This is a genomic window from Dokdonella soli, assembly GCF_039523175.1.
Taxonomy (GTDB): Bacteria; Pseudomonadota; Gammaproteobacteria; order Xanthomonadales; family Rhodanobacteraceae; genus Dokdonella_A; species Dokdonella_A soli.
Window position 1 is genome coordinate 210,640 of sequence record NZ_BAAAEU010000010.1, and the last position, 16,618, is coordinate 227,257.

Here is a 16,618-nt window from a genome sequence, read left to right on the forward strand (position 1 = left end):
TCCGCTGTTTGCTCCGGCGTGTTGCCTTCACATGTTCGGTTTGCTCGTCGCGTCTCGTTGATCCAGGCAACAGCGAAAAGCAGGCACGTGTTCCGCCTGTGGGCAGTGGCCTGGTTTGAGGAGACGCAGCGTGTATCCAAGACTGAGCAAGAAACCGATCGCCGCGGCGCTGGGATTGATCGCGATTCTCGCCGCACAGGGCGCCGGGGCCGATGCGCCGCTGATTGCGCATTTGCAGTACTCGGCCGACATCGGCGCGAACATCGTCGGCCCGGGATTGTTTGCCGCGCGCAAGGATTTCGTCGACGACGATCTCGCCGGCGCCCGCCAGCGCATGCAGATTGCCGGGCTGCCCGACAACGCCGTGCTCCATGATTTTCACATCGAGGGTAACGGCAACATCCTGTTCGCGCTGGATATCGGCGTCACGCTGGGCGGAACCTACTTCGACCCGGCCGATGTGATCCGTTTTTCCGGCAGCTCCTTCAGCAAGCAGTTCGACGCCGCTGCGGCCGGCGTGCCCAGAGGCGTGCACTGCGATGGCGTCGCGCGGCTGGGCAGCAATGGCCCGCTGCTGCTGTCGTTCGACAAGACGTTCTCAGTCGGAGGTATCACGATCCAGCCAGCCGACGTGATTGCGTTCAGCGGTAATGCGTTCGGCGCCAAGTTGCTCGATGCGCGAGCGCTTGGCTTGTCGGCGAATCTCAATGTCGATGCCATCGATACGTTCGGCACCAAGAGCTATCTGCTCGTTTCCTTTGACACGGGCGGCACGATCGCCGGCATCACGTTCGCCGATGAAGACGTGATGCAACTGCATCTGACCGATGGCACGTGGAGCAAGCGCTTCACCCTGCTCAATTTTTCCGATCGCTGGGGCGCCGCCAATCTCGACGGCCTGGCTGCGACCAACAACGACACGATCTTTGAAGACGACTTCCAATAGGAGCGCGACATGAACGGCAATCAGGCACTACGCTTTTCAATCCTTGCTCTGGCGCTGGCGCCGCTGATCGCGAGCGCAGCCGGTGGCGGCGCGTTCGAGATCAACCAGGACTGCGCCATCGCAGGGTGTTTCGCGGGCGATGGTGCGGGATTTCCGATCACGATCAGCGCACCGGGGTCTTATGTGCTGACGTCGGACCTGCTGGTAACGGCAGCTGGCGCTAATGCGATCAACATCAACGCCTCGCCGGTCGATCTGAATCTCAACGGTCACACGATCGATGGCGGCGGCAGTTGCACCGGCATGCCGGTGACGTCGTGCACTCCGGGCGCAGGCAGTGCCGGTATCAGCGCCTACGCCGGAGGCGCGCCGGTCGGCGCATTGCATATCCATGACGGCACGATCCGAGGGTTCACCGGCAGCGCCGCGTCCACCGCGGCGATATACATCAGCGATGCCGGCGACGGCACCGTGTTGGAGCGTCTGAATATCGTCGAGAACTATGGCAACGCTGCGGTCCAGTTCTATACATCCGGGGCTGGCGGAACCGTACGGCTGCGCGATTCGCAGGTTGCGCGCAACGGATCCCATGGCGTCAATAGAGCCGGTGGTGCGATCAAACTCATTGTCGAAAACAGCGACATCAGCGGCAACCGGATATACGGTGCGGCGGGAGCAGATGGAGCTACGTTCAGCGGCAACCGCTTCAACAACAACGGCAACTATGCGATCAACGGTATCGGGGGCACGGTCGCGCTTGGCGCGAATACGTTCAGTGGCAACAATCTGGGCGGCAACCAGTACACGATCACCAATGTCGCCAACCTCGGCGGCAGCGCGAACAACGTCTGCCTGGATCATTCACCGGGTTATGCGTGTCCGTAACGGATCATGTGCAGGAAAATGACGGAGATTTCGAGCATTTGACCCTTTCCGGATTCGCGCCGAACCTCAGCCGACATGCTTCATCGCGGCACGCAGAATCGGCTCTGCACAAGGCTGGGATTCTGCGCGAATCAGGTGCCACGATGTGTCGCTTCGCGCATCCGAGGCCAGGCTCGCGTCGTCGACTTGAGGCGTGCAGCGCGATCCCCATTTCCACCGCATGCTCGATATCGATCCCGGTTCACACAGTGACGTACCGTCCACGCCGGACAACGGCGCGCCTCGCGATGAGGGGAGTGCCGCGCTCGACGCCTATTCGCGCGTCGTCACCAGCGTCGTCGACGCGGCCGCCAGCGCGGTCGTCGCGATCACGGTCTCCGGCCGCACCGACGACAGCGGCCGCGCGCAGCCGGGCGGCGGCGGTTCCGGCTTCCTGTTCACGCCGGACGGCCTGATCCTGACCAATTCGCATGTCGTGCATCGCGCGCGGCAGATCGAGGTCGCGACCACGGCGGGTCAGACCTTTGCGGCGGATCTCATCGGTGAAGATCCGCACACCGACGTTGCGCTGCTGCGCGTCGCCTCAGCGCAGCCGCTGCCGACGCTGCCGCTCGGGTCGGCGCGCACGATCCGCGTCGGCCAACTGGTCATCGCGATCGGCAATCCGCTCGGTTTCGCCTGCACGGTCACGGCCGGCGTGGTCAGCGCGCTCGGGCGCAGCCTGCGTTCGACCGGCGGGCGCCTGATCGAGGACGTGATCCAGACCGATGCGGCGCTGAATCCTGGCAATTCGGGCGGCCCGCTGCTGGACGCCAACGGCCGCGTGATCGGCGTCAATACCGCGATCATCGCCGGTGCGCAGGGCATCTGCTTCGCGACCTCGATCGACACCGCGAACCAGGTCGTCGCGGAGCTGATGCGGCACGGCCGCGTGCGCCGCGCCTCGCTCGGTATCGGCGCGCAGAATCTCTCGCTGCCGCGCCGCTACGTGCGCTGGTTCGACCTGCCGGCGAGCACGGCCGTGCGCGTGATGGAAGTTGCCGAGGGCAGTCCGGCCGCACGCGCAGGGCTCGAAAGCGGCGATATCGTGGTCGCGTTCGAGGAACGCGCCGTCGACGGCATCGACGCGCTGCATCGGGTTCTGAACGCCGACGCGATCGGCCGCGAATCCGTGGTCGACGTGCTGCGCCGCGATCGCCGGCTCAGGCTGAAAGTCGTTCCGCGCGAACTGGCGCCCTGAACCCATCGCGCAAGCAATCGGCCGCGGTGCCGGTCTGCATGGACATTCGTCCTGGAGACTGCCAATGCGCGCGCTGCTGTTCCTCTTCGTTTTCCTGTTCACCGGATCCGCGTTCGCGCAGGAGCGCGCGATAGCGTGGCAGGGTGCCGGCGCCGATGGCCACACCATTCGTTTCGATCCGGATCATCTGCAGCGTCCGACGATCCTGTTGTTCTGGGCGACCTGGTGCCCGTACTGCAAGGCGCTGATGCCGCATCTGCAGGCGGTCTACGATGCGGCCGGCAAGACGAAGCTCGACGTCTATGCGATCGACATCAAGGACGATGGCGACCCGGTTGCGGAATTGCGCGAGCGACACCAGACCTTCACCCTGGTCCGCGACGGCGATCCGATCGCCGACCAGTATGGAGTCAAGGGCACACCGGCCCTGTTGCTGGTCGATCGCAAGGGTGACGTGGTGTACCGCCGTCTCGGTGGCGATGCGCCGGAAAAGGTCGAGACCATGCTGCGCGAGAAACTGCAACTGCCGGCCGAATCAGACAAGAAGTAGTTGGGTGCTCTGATTTTGTCCCCTCTCCCCCAACGGCTTCATCGTTGGGGGAGAGGGCAGGGTGAGGGGGCTTTTGCTGTTGCGGCTAAGGCGTCGCGAAAACAACAGCAACAGCGCTCGCGCCTTTGGCGCTCACCCCCTCACCCTAACCCTCTCCCCGACCGGAGGTCGGGGAGAGGGGATATCTTCCTCAGATGTTCTCGCCACCTTCCGGCCCGTAGAACATCACCCAGACCGCGAGGTCGTCGCTGAAATCCTCGAAGCGGTGCATGACGCCGGCCGGCACGAACAGTGCGTCGCCGGTCTCGAACCGCGAATGGGTCCCGTCGCAGAAGAAGGTGCCGGAACCTTGCACGACGATGTAGACCTCGTCGCGCGCATGCGGCTGCTGCGGGTCGCTGTCGCGCGGCGCATACAACTCCAGTGTCAGCGCGCCGTGCGTGAACAGTTCCACGAAGCGCTTGCCGGTGGGCGTCGGCAGTCGCGCCAGCGCGTCGCGCAACCCGACCGTGGCGCCGCGCGTCACGACCGCGTCTCGACGCGGATTGCGCTCTTCACCGAGTTCGCGATGAAGCAGCGTTCGTGCGCGGCTTCGTGCAGTGCCTCGAGTGCTTGCGCGCTCGGTGCGTGGCCCTCAGCGAACGTGATGCGTGGGCGCAGCACGACTTCGGTGATCGCCTGGCGCTGCGGTGCAATGCGCCCCATCGTGCCGACGGCTTCGTCCTCGTAGCGATCGACGATGACGCCCCGCTCCGCCGCGATCGACAGGAACCACAGCATGTGGCAGCTGGAGATCGCCGCGACGAAGGCTTCCTCGGGGTCGACGCCGGCCGGGTCCGACCACGGCGCCGGGACTACATGCGGCGACGGCGATGCAGCCACCACCGTGCCGCCATCGAAGCGCCATTCGTGGCGGCGCGAGTAGTGGCCCTTCGCGAAATCCGCCTCGCCTCGCTGCCAGCGAACGGTCGCCGTGTGTGTGCTCATCGTGTATCGCTCCGGATCAGGCGGGAGCGCATCCTAACGCCGGCGATTGCTCGACGCAGGAGCCACTGCGGATCGCCGCGCCGGAACCACGTGCGGCCCGATGGGCTCCGCACGCCGCCTGCGCGACGGCAGTTTCGTGCAGTCCGCATCAGGGCGATACTGGTGCCGTTCCCATGCGAGGTGGAGCCATGCTCGAACTCCGCGCACACTGCGAATGCTGCGGCAGAGGCCTGGCGCCGGATGCCGTCGATGCCATGATCTGCTCGTTCGAATGCACGTTTTGCGCGGCCTGCGTCGATGGCCGCCTGCACGGCGTCTGCCCGAATTGCGGCGGTGGCTTCGAACGCCGCCCGCGCCGGCCGGCTGCCCTGCTCGGGCAATATCCGGCCTCGACGGCACGGCGGCCGCTGGTGTGCGCCGATACCTGACTGTGCGACCTTCGGCACCGAGGCGAAAGCATTGCGTCGCTGCGATGCTCCGGCTGTAATGGCGGGCCGTCTTGTTGCCCAAGGAAATCCCGATGTCCGTCGTCCGCATGAGCGATCTCGATCTCGCCGGCCAGCGCGTGCTGATCCGCGAGGACCTGAACGTGCCGATCGCGCATTCCGATTCAGAGCCGGGTCGCATCACCTCGGAGACGCGCATCCTCGCCGCGCTGCCGACGCTGAAGCTCGCGCTCGCGAAAGGCGCCGCGGTCATGGTGACCTCGCATCTGGGCCGGCCGAAGGAAGGGCAGTGGACCGCCGAGGATTCGCTCGCGCCGGTCGCGAAACGGCTCGGCGAGCTGCTCGGCCGCGAGGTGCCGCTGATCAAGGACTGGCTCGACGGGGTCGATGTGCAGCCCGGCCAGCTCGTGCTGCTCGAGAACTGCCGCATGAATGTCGGCGAAGGCAAGGACGACGAGGCGCTGTCGAGGAAATATGCGGCGCTGTGCGACGTGTTCGTGATGGACGCGTTCGGCACCGCGCACCGCGCGCAGGCCTCGACGCATGGCGCGATCCGGTTCGCGAAGGTCGCGGCCGGCGGTCCGTTGCTGATGGCCGAGCTCGATGCGCTGGCGAAGGCGCTCGAACATCCGGCGCGGCCGCTGCTCGCGATCGTCGCCGGCTCGAAAGTCTCGACCAAGCTGACCCTGCTCGAGACCCTGGTCGGCAAGGTCGACCAGTTGATCGTCGGCGGCGGCATCGCGAACACGTTCATCGCGGCGTCCGGCCACAAGGTCGGCAAGTCGCTGGTCGAGATGGATCTGCTCGACACCGCGAGGAAGATCATCGCCGATGCAAAGGCGCGCGGCGCCGAGGTGCCGATCCCGAGCGACGTCGTCGTCGCGCCGGCTTTCGCGGCCGATGCGCCGGCGACCGTGAAGCCGGTCAATGCGGTCGGTGACGCCGACATGATCCTCGACATCGGCCCGGAGACCGCGAAGCACTACGCCACATTGATCGCGAAGGCCGGCAGCGTGGTCTGGAACGGTCCCGTCGGCGTGTTTGAGTTCGATGCGTTCGGCAAGGGCACCGAGACGCTCGCGCATGCGATCGCTGACTCGAAAGCGTTCTCGATCGCCGGCGGTGGCGACACGCTTGCGGCGATCGAGAAGTACGGCGTCGCCGACAAGGTCTCCTACATCTCGACCGGTGGTGGCGCGTTCCTCGAATTCCTCGAGGGCAAGGAGCTGCCGGCGGTCGTGGCGCTGAAGGCGCGCGGCGGAAGATAGGTGCCTCGGGTCGCTGGTGTGCACGCTTCTGCTCCCTCTCCCCCAGGCTGCGCCGGGGGGAGAGGGTTGGGGTGAGGGGGCGGGGGCTACACGGAGGCGATGGCGCTGGAGGTGCTGGCGTCTGGTCTGCAAACCTGTGATGGCGTCGTTCAGATCTGCGGCCATGCGCCTAAAACCAGGCCTCACCCCCTCACCCAACCCTCTCCCCCAACGATGAAGCCATAACGATGAAGCCATTGGGGGAGAGGGCTGGAACGCGAGCTTCGGGAGATTTTCATTGGCCTTGATCCTGTTCGACCTCGACGGCACGCTGATCGATTCCGAGCCCGGCATCACCGCGAGTCTTGGTTACGCGTTCGCGAAGGTCGGGGCCGAACTGCCGCCGCGCGAGGTGTTGCGCAGCTGGATCGGACCACCGTTCTGGCAGACGTTCCCGAGCGTGCTCGGCGACGATCACGCGCGCATCGAAGCGGCGATCGACCACTACCGCGCGCGTTTCGAGGACATCGGCTGGTCCGAACATGCGGTGTATCCGGGCATCGCCGAGCTGATTCCGGCGCTCGCCGATGCCGGCAGTGCACTCGCGATCGTCACCACCAAACCGCAGCCGCAGGCGCAGAAGATCATCGACAACCTGCCGTTCGGCCATGTGTTCGCGCGCGTCTACGGTCCCGACATCAAGGGCCGGCACTGCGCCAAGGCGGAGATGATCGCGCAGGCGCTGGTGGATTTCGATGCGCGCGCCGAACAGGCGGCGATGATCGGCGACCGCCATTTCGACATGGAAGGTGCGCGCGCGAACGACGTGCGTGCGCTCGGTGTCGGCTGGGGTTTCGGCAGCGAAGAGGAGTTGCTTGGTGCCGGTGCGGAGGCGATCGCCATGGATGCATCCGAACTGCATGAGCTCTTGCGCACGCATCGAAAGTCCATTCCCTCTCGCCAAGCGCTTCATCGCTGGGGGAGAGGGTAGGGTGGGGGGCGAGCGTTGCGATGTTCCGCAACGTTTCATCTGTGGCGTAGCTCCGCCCCCTCACCCCAGCCCTCTCCCCCAACATGCCGTTGGGGGAGAGGAAGCGCAGGCATCAGACCAGCTTGATCTGCACGTCCACGTTGTTGCGCGTCGCGTGCGAGTACGGGCAGATGTCGCGGTGTGCGGTATCGAGCAGGTCCTGCGCGACCGCGCGGTCGATGCCGGGCAGGCTGACCTCGAGCTGCACCGCGATGCCGAAGCCGGTCGGCTCGCGCGGGCCGATGCCGACGTGTCCCGTCACGTGCGTGTCGGCCGGAACCTGGATCTTGCGCTGGCCGGCGACGTAGCGCACCGCACCCTCGAAGCAGGCCGCATAGCCGGCCGCGAACAGTTGCTCCGGATTGCTGCCGGCGCCGCCGGGACCGCCCATTTCCTTCGGCACCTTGAGATCGAAATCGAGCACGCCGTCGCTGCTGTGCACATGGCCGGCGCGGCCGCCTTTCGCGGTTGCGGTTGCGGTGTAAAGGATCTTCGTGAGTTTCATTCAGGGGTCTCCTTGCGGGTCTGCGGGTGAATGCCGGATGCAATGCGCCGGCATTGTATGCGTCTGCCGACCTGTGAGTGGAGCCGCTTTGGTGCAACGCGCCTCGCGTATGATCGGGTTGGAAACCGACAACGACCGACATCGGCGAAACCCGCCGCAGGAGAACCGCACGTGCAAGAGCAGCTGCGCCGCACCAAGATCATCGCCACGCTGGGACCGGCCACCGACGCGCCGGGCGCGCTGAAGCGTCTGCTCGCCGAAGGCGTCAACGTGGTGCGGCTGAATCTCTCGCACGGCAGCGCCGACGATCACCGCCAGCGCGCCGCCGCGGTGCGCGCGGCGGCGGCGGAACTCGGCAACGAGGTCGGTGTGCTCGCCGACCTGCAGGGCCCGAAGATCCGCATCGAGCGCTTCGCGGCCGGCCCGATCCAGCTCGAGCCGAACCAGCCGTTCACGCTGGACTGCCGGCCGGATGCACCCGCCGGCGACGCGACGCGCGTCGGCGTCAGCTACCACGACCTGTGGCGCGACGTGAAACCGGCCGACGTGCTGCTGCTCGACGACGGCTTGATCTCGCTCGAAGTCATCGACGCGGCCGACCAGCAGATCCGCTGCAGCGTGCTCGCCGGCGGTCGCCTGTCCGACCGCAAGGGCATCAACCGGCTCGGCGGCGGACTCACGGTCGCCGCGTTGTCGGACAAGGATCGCGCCGACATCAAGCTCGCGGCCGAACTCGATGCGGATTTTCTTGCCGTGTCGTTCGTGAAGACCGCAGCCGACATCGAGCAGGCGCGCGCGCTGCTGCGCGAGGCCGGCGGCACGGCCGCGCTGGTCGCGAAGATCGAGCGCGCCGAGGCGATCGAGAACCTGAGCGAGATCGTCGAGGTCTCCGACGCGGTCATGGTCGCGCGCGGCGATCTCGGCGTCGAGATCGGCGATGCGGAACTGCCCGGCCTGCAGAAGAAGATCATCCGCGAGGCGCTGGTGCAGAGCCGCGTCGTGATCACCGCGACGCAGATGATGCAGTCGATGGTCGAGTCGCCGATCCCGACCCGCGCCGAGGTGCTCGACGTCGCCAACGCGGTCATCGACGGCACCGATGCGGTCATGCTGTCGCAGGAAACCGCGGCCGGCAAACATCCGGCGATGGCGGTCGCCGCGATGCGCCGGGTCTGCCTCGGCGCCGAGCGCCAGTTCGAGCCGACCGAAGATCTGTCGCCCGGCGCGCACCGCCTCGACCGCACCGACCAGGCGATCGCGCTGGCCGCGATGTTCATGGCCGGCCAGGTCGGCGTGCGCGCGATCGTCGCGCTGACCGAGAGCGGCGCGACCGCGCAGTGGCTGTCGCGCTACCGCTCGACCGTGCCGATCTACGCGCTGTCGCGCAATGCCGCCGCTCGCCGGCGCATGCTGCTCTATCGCGACGTACATCCGGTCGAGTTCGACGCGCGTGGCGTCGGCCCGACCCAGGCCGCGCGCGACGCGATCCAGCACCTGTTCAAGCTCGGCTTTCTAGCGGTGGAGGACCGTGTGATCGTGACCACCGGCGACCACACCGGCCAGCACGGAGGCACCAATACGCTGAAGCTGCTCAAGGTCGGGCAGGGTGGGGTGGCGGAAGGCTTGGGGGATTTGTAGTCCAGCGATGTTTCCATCAGGGGGATTGGCATGCGCACTTCGCTCTACAGCATTCTTTGCATCGTCATTCGGCTCGGAGCGGTGTTCCTTGCCTTCAAGACGCTCGGTAGCGTCCTGAGCGTGGTGGCCTCCTGGGGAAACGCGGTCAACATGCCCGAGCTCTGGCTTTCGATCGGTTTCACCGCTCTGACGTTGCTGATCGCGTTTCTGTTTTGGCTTTATCCCGGACCGCTCGCACGTCTGGCAGCGGGGAGCAGCAGTCAGCAAGTGTTTGAGAGTCCGATTTCCGCGCCGCAGATCCAATGGATCGCGCTGAGCGTACTTGGCATGTATTTCGTTCTCACGGGGTTCGCCGGACTGAGCTATTTCGGCATACGCCGAATGCTGATATCAGCGGTAGTCGATCAAGAGCAGAACAACCGCGAACGGATCGTCGACGCTTTCTATTGGGCCGTGCAGATCGGGCTCGGCGCGGCACTGTCGCTGGGCGCACGTGGACTGGTCGGGGTGTTTCATCGGCTGCGTTACGGCGATGCGTTGCAATCACCTGATTTTCCGCCTCAGTCTCGGGAATGAATCAGCGACGGCTTGCCGAGAGGGTCGTCACTCGGCCACTTCAGCAAGCAATTTCAGGGCGGGCAGTCGTAGACTGTACATCTCGCGATTCGTGGGCCAGGTGCCCAAAGGACCGTCACATGTTGCGCCGATCAGTTGCTGTCATTGCGCTCGTTTGTTGTGCAACCGCCGCCGCCCAATCGGTGGACCAGACGCCGCGTACGGTCGTACCCGAAAAGCTCGCGAGCTACTGGGTGATGATCAAGTCCTCGGTCGAGGCCAATGCGCCGAACTACGGCAAGAACATCCAGCAGCCCGGCTGCGCGACCGTGTCGTTCGTGGTCGAGAAGGACGGCAGCACGAGCGCGATCAAGGTGCAGCGCGTGGCGCCGGAGGGCGACCTCGGCAAGGTCGCGGCCAGTGCCGCGGCGACCATGAAGTTCGTGCCGAGCGTGGTGAACGCCGGCCGCGACCGCGTGTTCAGCTGGCTGATCTTCCCGTTCAATCTGCCGGCCGATCCCGCGGAGCGTACCGCGGTGATGCAGAAGTGCCAGATCGAAAAGCTCAGCTGGAAGGATCATTGAGCGCAGGGCTGACGCGATGCGGGTGAGTCTGCGGGCGGCGTGGTTCGCCGCGGCGCTGGTGATCGCTGACGCGCGCCCTGTCGCAGCGGCGACGATCGAGATCTATCCGTATCTGGGCGAAGGCGACAGCGCCGACCTGACGGTGCTGGTTGGCGGTGAGAGCCGCTGCTCGATCAAGATAGCGAACGCGGCGCGAGACATCAGCAAGACACCCGTCTGCAAATTCGAGCTGCCTGCCTCGGCGACATCGTTGACCGTGCGTCGCGGATACGGTGACGTTCACTCGGCGACGCAAAAGCGTCAACCCCGCAAGGGCGAGCAGAGCTGGCGAATTGTCGATTTCGGCGTCGCCGGAAGTCGGCTGGCGCAGTCTGGCAAGCCGTACGGTGAGCGCATGGTCGATTTCATCGCGGCGGCCGACGCTTTCGGCGCCAAGCAGTTCGGCGCGGACCACGGGCGATCGATCGCGATCGGCAAGCCGGTCGGACACGCCGAGGTCGAGGCGGCCGAGAAGCGACTCGGCTACGCGTTGCCGGTCGATTTCGTGTCGATGCAGGAAAAGGTCGGTGCCATCGCCATCGGCGACCACAGCCTCACCGCGATCGGCGATGTCGCGGATGCCTACACGCAGATGCGCAAGGTCTGGGGTACGCCCGAGGACGCGATGCAGAGCGACTATTCCGAGTCGATGCAAAAAACCCTCAAGGCCAGCACCTTGCTCTTTACCGAGGTCGGTGATGGCTATGGCGGCCTGTTCTACCGGCCGCCGCCGAGCAAGCGTTGCGGCGACAAGGGCTTCTACTACTGGACGTCGCAGGAAGGCGGCAGCGCCAGCTTGATGAACGAGGACGGCAGCTGCATGGATTTCGCCGCCGCGTTCCGCTGGGTGCTCGAGGGGTTCCTGCTGGAAGGTTACGCCGACGAACTGTCCAGCGAAAAGCGAGCCCTGCTGGTCGATTCGTCGAACCCGGTGCAGCCGTTGGTGCTGAGGACCAACTCCAATCGGTTCGGAATCGAACTGGGCGTCCGCTGGCAGGGGCCGAATGGTTTCTGGCGCAGCCCGGACACGCGATAGCGCGCCGGGGTCCGAACGGGGCGGCTGAACGCGGCGCGGCGAACTGGCCTATAATCGCCGCCCCTGAATAACCCGACCCCGGCCGGCGCGAGCCATAGGCCGCGGCGCGCTTTCGTTTGACGGAGCTAGTGATGAGTATCGAAGAGCTTGAAAGCATCGCCCAGGCGATGGTGGCACCGGGCAAGGGCATCATCGCGATTGACGAATCCACCGCCACGATCAAGAAGCGCTTCGACTCGGTCGGCGTGCCGAACACGGAAGAGAACCGCCGCGCCTACCGCGAGATGCTGCTGACTGCGCCGAAGCTCGGCGAGCACATCTCCGGCGCAATTCTTTACGATGAGACGATCCGCCAGGCGACCAAGGCCGGCGTGCCGTTCACCAAGATCATGATGGACGCCGGCATCCTGCCCGGCATCAAGGTCGACCTCGGCGCGAAGCCGCTGGCTGGCTTCCCCGGTGAACTGGTGACCGAGGGCCTCGACGGCCTGCGCGAGCGCCTCGCCGAATACGCCCGCCTCGGCGCGAAGTTCGCCAAGTGGCGCGCGGTCATCACGATCGGCGAGGACACGCCGAGCGGCACCTGCATCGAGGCGAACTCGCATGCGCTCGCGCGCTACGCGGCGCTGTGCCAGGAAGCCGGCATCGTGCCGATGGTCGAGCCCGAGGTGCTGATGGACGGCGACCACGATCTGGATGTTTCCTACGAGGTCACCGAGGCGACGCTGCGTTCGCTGTTCGGCGCACTGTACGAGCAGAACGTGATGCTTGAAGGCACGATCCTGAAGGCGAGCATGGTCATCTCCGGCAAGGACTGCCCGGACCAGGCCGCCGTTGACGAGGTCGCCGAAGCGACCGTGCGCTGCCTGAAGGCCGCGGTGCCGGCCACGATCCCGGGCATCGTGTTCCTGTCCGGCGGCCAGTCCGACGAACAGGCCACTGCGCACCTCAACGCGATGAACCAGATGGGCCCGCACCCGTGGCCGCTGTCATTCTCCTACGGCCGCGCGATGCAGACCGCCGCGCTCACGCTGTGGGGCAAGGACATGCAGGCGAATTTCGCGGCGGCGCAGAACATGGTCGTCTTGCGTGCTAAGCAGAACGGCCTCGCCGCGTTGGGCCAGTGGAAGAAGGTCGCCTGACGCACACGCTGCTTCATTGGGTGTGACGAAAAACGGGCGCCTCGGCGCCCGTTTTTTTTTGTCCTTCCTGGGTACGGAGTCGGTCCGCTGCGCGACAGCGATATCGATGAACTTGAGTTCGGCCTGCCCCCGGATCAACCGCATTGGCGATTGATCCGGGGGGCGATCCGTCCTGGATCGCACCGCAGGTGTTTCCTTCCTATTGCTGAGGAATGTTGCCCCCATCGTTGCCGGGATCGAACCCGCTGCGGAACAGCACCAGGATGTCGTCATCGCTGGCTGTGTTGTTGGCGGGGTTCGGGTCGCCGGCGCTGCTCACGTTGACTGTGTAGACGACATCGCTGCCGACGGCATTGGGCAGCACCGGCGCGGTCACCAGCCAGCTGACGCTGCCGGCGGCCGGTACCACGATACCGCTGTCGCTCAACGCACCTGTGCCGCTGGCCGTGCAGGTCGCGCCGGGTCCGCCAAGGCAGGTCCAGTTCGCCTGATTGATGTTGAGCTGCGCCGGGAACACGCTGCTGATACTGGCGCTGCTGATCGGGTTCAGGGTGGGATTGCTCACTGTGACCGTGTAGGTCAGCGCCGCGCCGTATTGCGCGTAGGCGCGGCCATCGCTGATGCTGATGCCAAGATCGCGCGGCTGCACTGCGTTGAAGCTCGCATTGACCGTGCAGTCCGCGGTAACCGGCGCGGTCGTGTAGACATTGCCCGCGAGACTCCCGCCGCAACCGCTCACCGTGCCGATCGTGTAGCCGAGCGCAGGTGTCACCGTGAAACGGGTCGTGCCGCCGTCGCTGACCTGCACGGGCGTCGACGGCGAGATCGAGCCGTTGGTTCCGGCACCCGGTGTCACCGTATGCCCGACTGACGCGACGCAGCTTTGCACCTTGACATCGTCCAGCCACCAGCCGGGCTCTCCTTGTGAGTTGTCCGTGCCGAGCCGGTAACGGAACTGCACGTTCTGGCCCGCATAGGAAGCGATATCGACGACCGACTTGTGCCAGTCCTGGACGCCACACCAACCCTGCAGGTTCCCAAGCGGGTTCTGGTAGTTGGATGCGATCGGTCCGGTATAGGGATCGGTCAACAATGATGCGCTGCTGATCTGCGTCCAGGTGATGCCATCGGTCGACACTTCGAGGATGCCGCCGTCGAAGCACGCTGTCCCACTCGCCTGTTCGAGGTTCCACTTGGTCCAGAACTGCAACGTAAGCGGCAACTGCCCGGAAGGCAGCGCAATCTGTGGCGAGACGAAGCGCTGGTCGCTCGCCGTCGGAGATTCGGTGGCTTGCCACGAATGCGCACCACTGTGGACACTCGCCGTATTGTCTGTCCAGGTATTGACGCCGATACCGCCGTTGTGGGACGACCAACCGCTGAGTCCGGACTCGAATCCATAGCTGTACACGGTCTGCGCGGTCGTTCCCTTCGAGCAATCACCGGGCAGCGGCGCCGTGGTGAATGCAAACGTCGGCGATGCCGCGCCGGTACCACATGCATTGGTCGGCATGACGCGCCAGTAGAACGTCGTGTTCGAGACCAGATCCACGTTTGGCGTGGTCGAGGTTCCAGTGGCCGACTGCGTGAACACGATATTGGTGAACGCGGCGTCGGTCGCGATCTGGAGCGTGTAGGTTTCTGTATTGCTGCCGGTCCATGCAAAGGTCGGACGTGCCGGCTGATTTGTCGCTGCATTGGCCGGTGCCGTGAGTGTCGGCGCGGTCGGTGTCGTGGCGAACACCGACAGTTGGGTGGTTGCGCTTTGCGCGGCGGCACCGATCGCCGTGCCACTGACCGTGATCGGATAGAGGCCCGCCGCTACGCCTGCTGTGTTGCCGATCGTCAGCGAGCTCGATCCCGGGAGCGTGGAGACGACAGGCGGCATGAGCGTGGTCGTCGACGGCGCGGGGTTGCCCGATGCCACCAGCGTGACCGCACCGTTGTAACCAGCGGTGCTGCCGACGTTCACCGTGAACGTCGCCGGTGTGCCGGCGCAGACTGAAATGGCTGCCGGCGTCGCGCTCAGCGTGAAGCCGGGTGTAAGGCTGCAATTGGGGAACTTGAAGCTGCCGATGCGGGTTTTCCAGCTCCCGGTGGAATCGACGTACTCCCCGGTGTACCAGAACGTGCAATCGTCGACCGGATCGACGGTCAGGTCGCTGTAGTCACCCCAACGGTTGCCGCTACCGCTCTGGCTGCCGGTGCCGTCGAACAGATGTGCTTCCGCCTGACTCAGGACGCCCGGCGGGTCGCCGGCCAGTCGTCCGGCGTAACGCAGCTGCGGATGGAGGGTGGCGCTCGATGCGCTGTAACCGATCGCGATATTGCCCATGGTGTCCATCGCCGCACTGCCCATCCAGCGCCAGGTGTTATCCGGCTGATAGGTGCCTTCCTGGAATACCGTCGGCGCGCCGGTCGTGGCATTGCGCAGCTCGAACCAGCGCACGCCGGCCACGCTGTTCGCGCTCACCGTGTAATTGCCGACCAGCGCCTCGTGGTCGACGAAGTTTCTATAGGCCAGCCGGAACATCAGGCGGTCGCCGATACCGTCCAGTCCATCACCGACGCCCTGCTGAGGCACGCAGCTGCGGCTTGACGTGCACGCCGCGGTAAAAGCCGCCGCGGCCGGACTGCCGGCCACGGTGAACGTCGTGTTGCTTGGGGTCGCGAAATCGGCGTGGAAGTGAAAGACCTTGTAGACGGGAATGGTATCGCCCGGAAACTCCACGAACGGTTCCGCCGCGCCCAGCGCCGGCAGCATCTGACCATCCAGATTGGCGGGCAGGATCGGTGAATCGTTGGCGCTGATGATGCCGGTGCTCACGAAGGTGGCCGGATTGCCCTTGAGCATCGCGGTGCGATCGAACGCGAACGGCTGCGGGCCGAGGTAGGTGTTTCCTGCGGCGTTGAACACATTCATCGCCATGTAGTAGCCGTCCGGCCATACGCCCAGGTGCGGATAGTCGAAGAAGTTCGAGCCGAGGTGAAAGCCATAGCGATGGTAGGTGCCGGTCGCATCACTGGTGGAGGAAACGGCGATGCACTCGTCCGTGATCGGTTGGCCGCTCGCGCCGGCGAACTGGCTGATGACCCAGCGCTTGGCGAGCTGGTCATAGAGCACGACCGGATCGCCGGCGCCGCCGGTCTCGCAGACGCCGCCAAAACCGGCCCATAGCGCCGAGATATGGGTCGGCCCCGCCAATGAAGCGCCGGTCGCCTTGTCGAAGATCTGATACGACGCATTGACCATCTGCACGTATTGCGTTTCACCGACTTGGCCATCCGTGTCGGGCGGAGCGCATCCGCAGCCCGAGCCGGTGGCGTCGATGCCGTCGAACGTCGTGATCGGAAGCGGCATCTGCCGGCTCGGCGCGTGCGTGTTCTGGACCACCGGATCCACGCTGTCGACGTGGTGGTTCGGAATTCTCGGGTTCTCGGCCGCTTCGCGCTCGTCGGCCTTCGGGCCGTTCCATGCCGGCAGGTAGTACAGCGGCAGCGACGTGTCGTTCTGATAGGAGGTGCCGGACTGGACCGGATTGCCGCTGTCGTGCGCTGGCGCCTGGGCCAGCGCCGGGCCCGCCAGAAGGGCGGCCAACAACGTGCAAACCATTCCGCGTAGGGATGGATGTTCGGGAAATTTCATCGATTTCTCACTGTAACGAAGCGACATTGCCTAGCGCGGAATTGCGCCGCGGCTCCGCGAGGGCGCCTATCCACGACACCTTCGCGGTTTACAGACTTTGTTCACCGGGAAAAACGGCACCGCTTTCCAGCGTTCGGCAAGG

16 protein-coding genes are annotated in these 16,618 nt (G+C 65.4%); 12 read left to right on the plus strand and 4 right to left on the minus strand.

Annotated features, from left to right (window positions below; all coding sequences use genetic code 11):
• Positions 1-130: 130 nt before the first annotated feature.
• The 4 genes from ABD002_RS11620 (at position 131) to ABD002_RS11635 (ending at position 3,621) form a co-directional block, all read left to right on the plus strand.
• Positions 131-946 carry a hypothetical protein gene (locus tag ABD002_RS11620; RefSeq protein ID WP_343791231.1) on the plus strand — a complete coding sequence of 272 codons (816 nt, stop codon included), beginning with the start codon at positions 131-133 and terminating at the stop codon, positions 944-946.
• Positions 947-955: 9 nt separating this feature from the next.
• On the plus strand, positions 956-1,831 hold the full coding sequence (locus ABD002_RS11625) for a hypothetical protein (protein ID WP_343791233.1): 876 nt from the start codon (positions 956-958) through the stop codon (positions 1,829-1,831).
• Between the two features lie 220 nt (positions 1,832-2,051).
• Entirely contained in the window at positions 2,052-3,071 is a 1,020-nt protein-coding gene (locus tag ABD002_RS11630) for a S1C family serine protease (RefSeq protein ID WP_343791235.1), read from the plus strand.
• A 64-nt stretch (positions 3,072-3,135) separates the two neighbouring features.
• Complete coding sequence (locus tag ABD002_RS11635; RefSeq protein WP_343791237.1) at positions 3,136-3,621, plus strand: TlpA family protein disulfide reductase; 486 nt, start codon at positions 3,136-3,138, stop codon at positions 3,619-3,621.
• 190 nt (positions 3,622-3,811) lie between these two features.
• Here ABD002_RS11635 and ABD002_RS11640 read toward each other — a convergent pair whose 3' ends face one another.
• Both ABD002_RS11640 and ABD002_RS11645 read right to left on the minus strand, forming a co-directional pair.
• Positions 3,812-4,147: a cupin domain-containing protein gene (locus ABD002_RS11640; RefSeq protein WP_343791239.1), complete on the minus strand. Its 336-nt coding sequence runs from the start codon at positions 4,145-4,147 to the stop codon at positions 3,812-3,814.
• Complete coding sequence (locus tag ABD002_RS11645; protein ID WP_343791241.1) at positions 4,144-4,608, minus strand: OsmC family protein; 465 nt, start codon at positions 4,606-4,608, stop codon at positions 4,144-4,146. Before ABD002_RS11645 ends, ABD002_RS11640 begins: the two co-directional genes overlap by 4 nt.
• Positions 4,609-4,796: 188 nt before the next feature.
• Here ABD002_RS11645 and ABD002_RS11650 point away from each other — a divergent pair, with 188 nt between their 5' ends.
• The 3 genes from ABD002_RS11650 to ABD002_RS11660 all read left to right on the plus strand — a co-directional run bounded on the left by ABD002_RS11650 (position 4,797) and on the right by ABD002_RS11660 (position 7,292).
• Positions 4,797-5,036 carry a DUF1272 domain-containing protein gene (locus tag ABD002_RS11650; protein WP_343791243.1) on the plus strand — a complete coding sequence of 80 codons (240 nt, stop codon included), beginning with the start codon at positions 4,797-4,799 and terminating at the stop codon, positions 5,034-5,036.
• Between the two features lie 92 nt (positions 5,037-5,128).
• Entirely contained in the window at positions 5,129-6,322 is a 1,194-nt protein-coding gene (locus tag ABD002_RS11655) for a phosphoglycerate kinase (protein WP_343791245.1), read from the plus strand.
• Between the two features lie 277 nt (positions 6,323-6,599).
• Positions 6,600-7,292, plus strand: a complete 693-nt coding sequence (locus ABD002_RS11660; protein WP_343791247.1) for an HAD hydrolase-like protein — start codon at positions 6,600-6,602, stop codon at positions 7,290-7,292.
• Positions 7,293-7,404: 112 nt separating this feature from the next.
• On the opposite strand, the gene ABD002_RS11665 is transcribed toward ABD002_RS11660, so the two are convergent.
• Positions 7,405-7,836 carry an organic hydroperoxide resistance protein gene (locus tag ABD002_RS11665; RefSeq protein WP_343791249.1) on the minus strand — a complete coding sequence of 144 codons (432 nt, stop codon included), beginning with the start codon at positions 7,834-7,836 and terminating at the stop codon, positions 7,405-7,407.
• 171 nt (positions 7,837-8,007) lie between these two features.
• Here ABD002_RS11665 and pyk point away from each other — a divergent pair, with 171 nt between their 5' ends.
• The 5 genes from pyk (at position 8,008) to ABD002_RS11690 (ending at position 12,830) form a co-directional block, all read left to right on the plus strand.
• Positions 8,008-9,474, plus strand: coding sequence for a pyruvate kinase (gene pyk, locus ABD002_RS11670; protein ID WP_343791250.1), 1,467 nt, complete (start codon positions 8,008-8,010; stop codon positions 9,472-9,474).
• Between the two features lie 30 nt (positions 9,475-9,504).
• Complete coding sequence (locus ABD002_RS11675; RefSeq protein ID WP_343791251.1) at positions 9,505-10,050, plus strand: hypothetical protein; 546 nt, start codon at positions 9,505-9,507, stop codon at positions 10,048-10,050.
• A gap of 182 nt (positions 10,051-10,232) precedes the next feature.
• Positions 10,233-10,613, plus strand: coding sequence for an energy transducer TonB (locus ABD002_RS11680; protein WP_343791252.1), 381 nt, complete (start codon positions 10,233-10,235; stop codon positions 10,611-10,613).
• Positions 10,614-10,629: 16 nt separating this feature from the next.
• On the plus strand, positions 10,630-11,688 hold the full coding sequence (locus tag ABD002_RS11685; RefSeq protein ID WP_343791253.1) for a hypothetical protein: 1,059 nt from the start codon (positions 10,630-10,632) through the stop codon (positions 11,686-11,688).
• Positions 11,689-11,819: 131 nt separating this feature from the next.
• Positions 11,820-12,830, plus strand: coding sequence for a class I fructose-bisphosphate aldolase (locus ABD002_RS11690; protein ID WP_343791254.1), 1,011 nt, complete (start codon positions 11,820-11,822; stop codon positions 12,828-12,830).
• Between the two features lie 199 nt (positions 12,831-13,029).
• Here the strand turns inward: ABD002_RS11690 and ABD002_RS11695 are convergent, their stop codons facing one another.
• Entirely contained in the window at positions 13,030-16,431 is a 3,402-nt protein-coding gene (locus tag ABD002_RS11695; protein WP_343791255.1) for a hypothetical protein, read from the minus strand.
• Positions 16,432-16,618: the final 187 nt, after the last annotated feature.

Coding starts and splice junctions, on each gene's coding strand:
- ABD002_RS11690 (WP_343791254.1), top strand. CDS start 11,820: ATGAGTATCGAAGAGCTTGAAAGCATCGCCCAGGCGATGGTGGCACCG.
- ABD002_RS11675 (WP_343791251.1), top strand. CDS start 9,505: ATGCGCACTTCGCTCTACAGCATTCTTTGCATCGTCATTCGGCTCGGA.
- ABD002_RS11625 (WP_343791233.1), top strand. CDS start 956: ATGAACGGCAATCAGGCACTACGCTTTTCAATCCTTGCTCTGGCGCTG.
- ABD002_RS11655 (WP_343791245.1), top strand. CDS start 5,129: ATGTCCGTCGTCCGCATGAGCGATCTCGATCTCGCCGGCCAGCGCGTG.
- ABD002_RS11665 (WP_343791249.1), bottom strand. CDS start 7,836: ATGAAACTCACGAAGATCCTTTACACCGCAACCGCAACCGCGAAAGGC.
- ABD002_RS11685 (WP_343791253.1), top strand. CDS start 10,630: ATGCGGGTGAGTCTGCGGGCGGCGTGGTTCGCCGCGGCGCTGGTGATC.
- ABD002_RS11650 (WP_343791243.1), top strand. CDS start 4,797: ATGCTCGAACTCCGCGCACACTGCGAATGCTGCGGCAGAGGCCTGGCG.
- ABD002_RS11630 (WP_343791235.1), top strand. CDS start 2,052: ATGCTCGATATCGATCCCGGTTCACACAGTGACGTACCGTCCACGCCG.
- ABD002_RS11635 (WP_343791237.1), top strand. CDS start 3,136: ATGCGCGCGCTGCTGTTCCTCTTCGTTTTCCTGTTCACCGGATCCGCG.
- ABD002_RS11645 (WP_343791241.1), bottom strand. CDS start 4,608: ATGAGCACACACACGGCGACCGTTCGCTGGCAGCGAGGCGAGGCGGAT.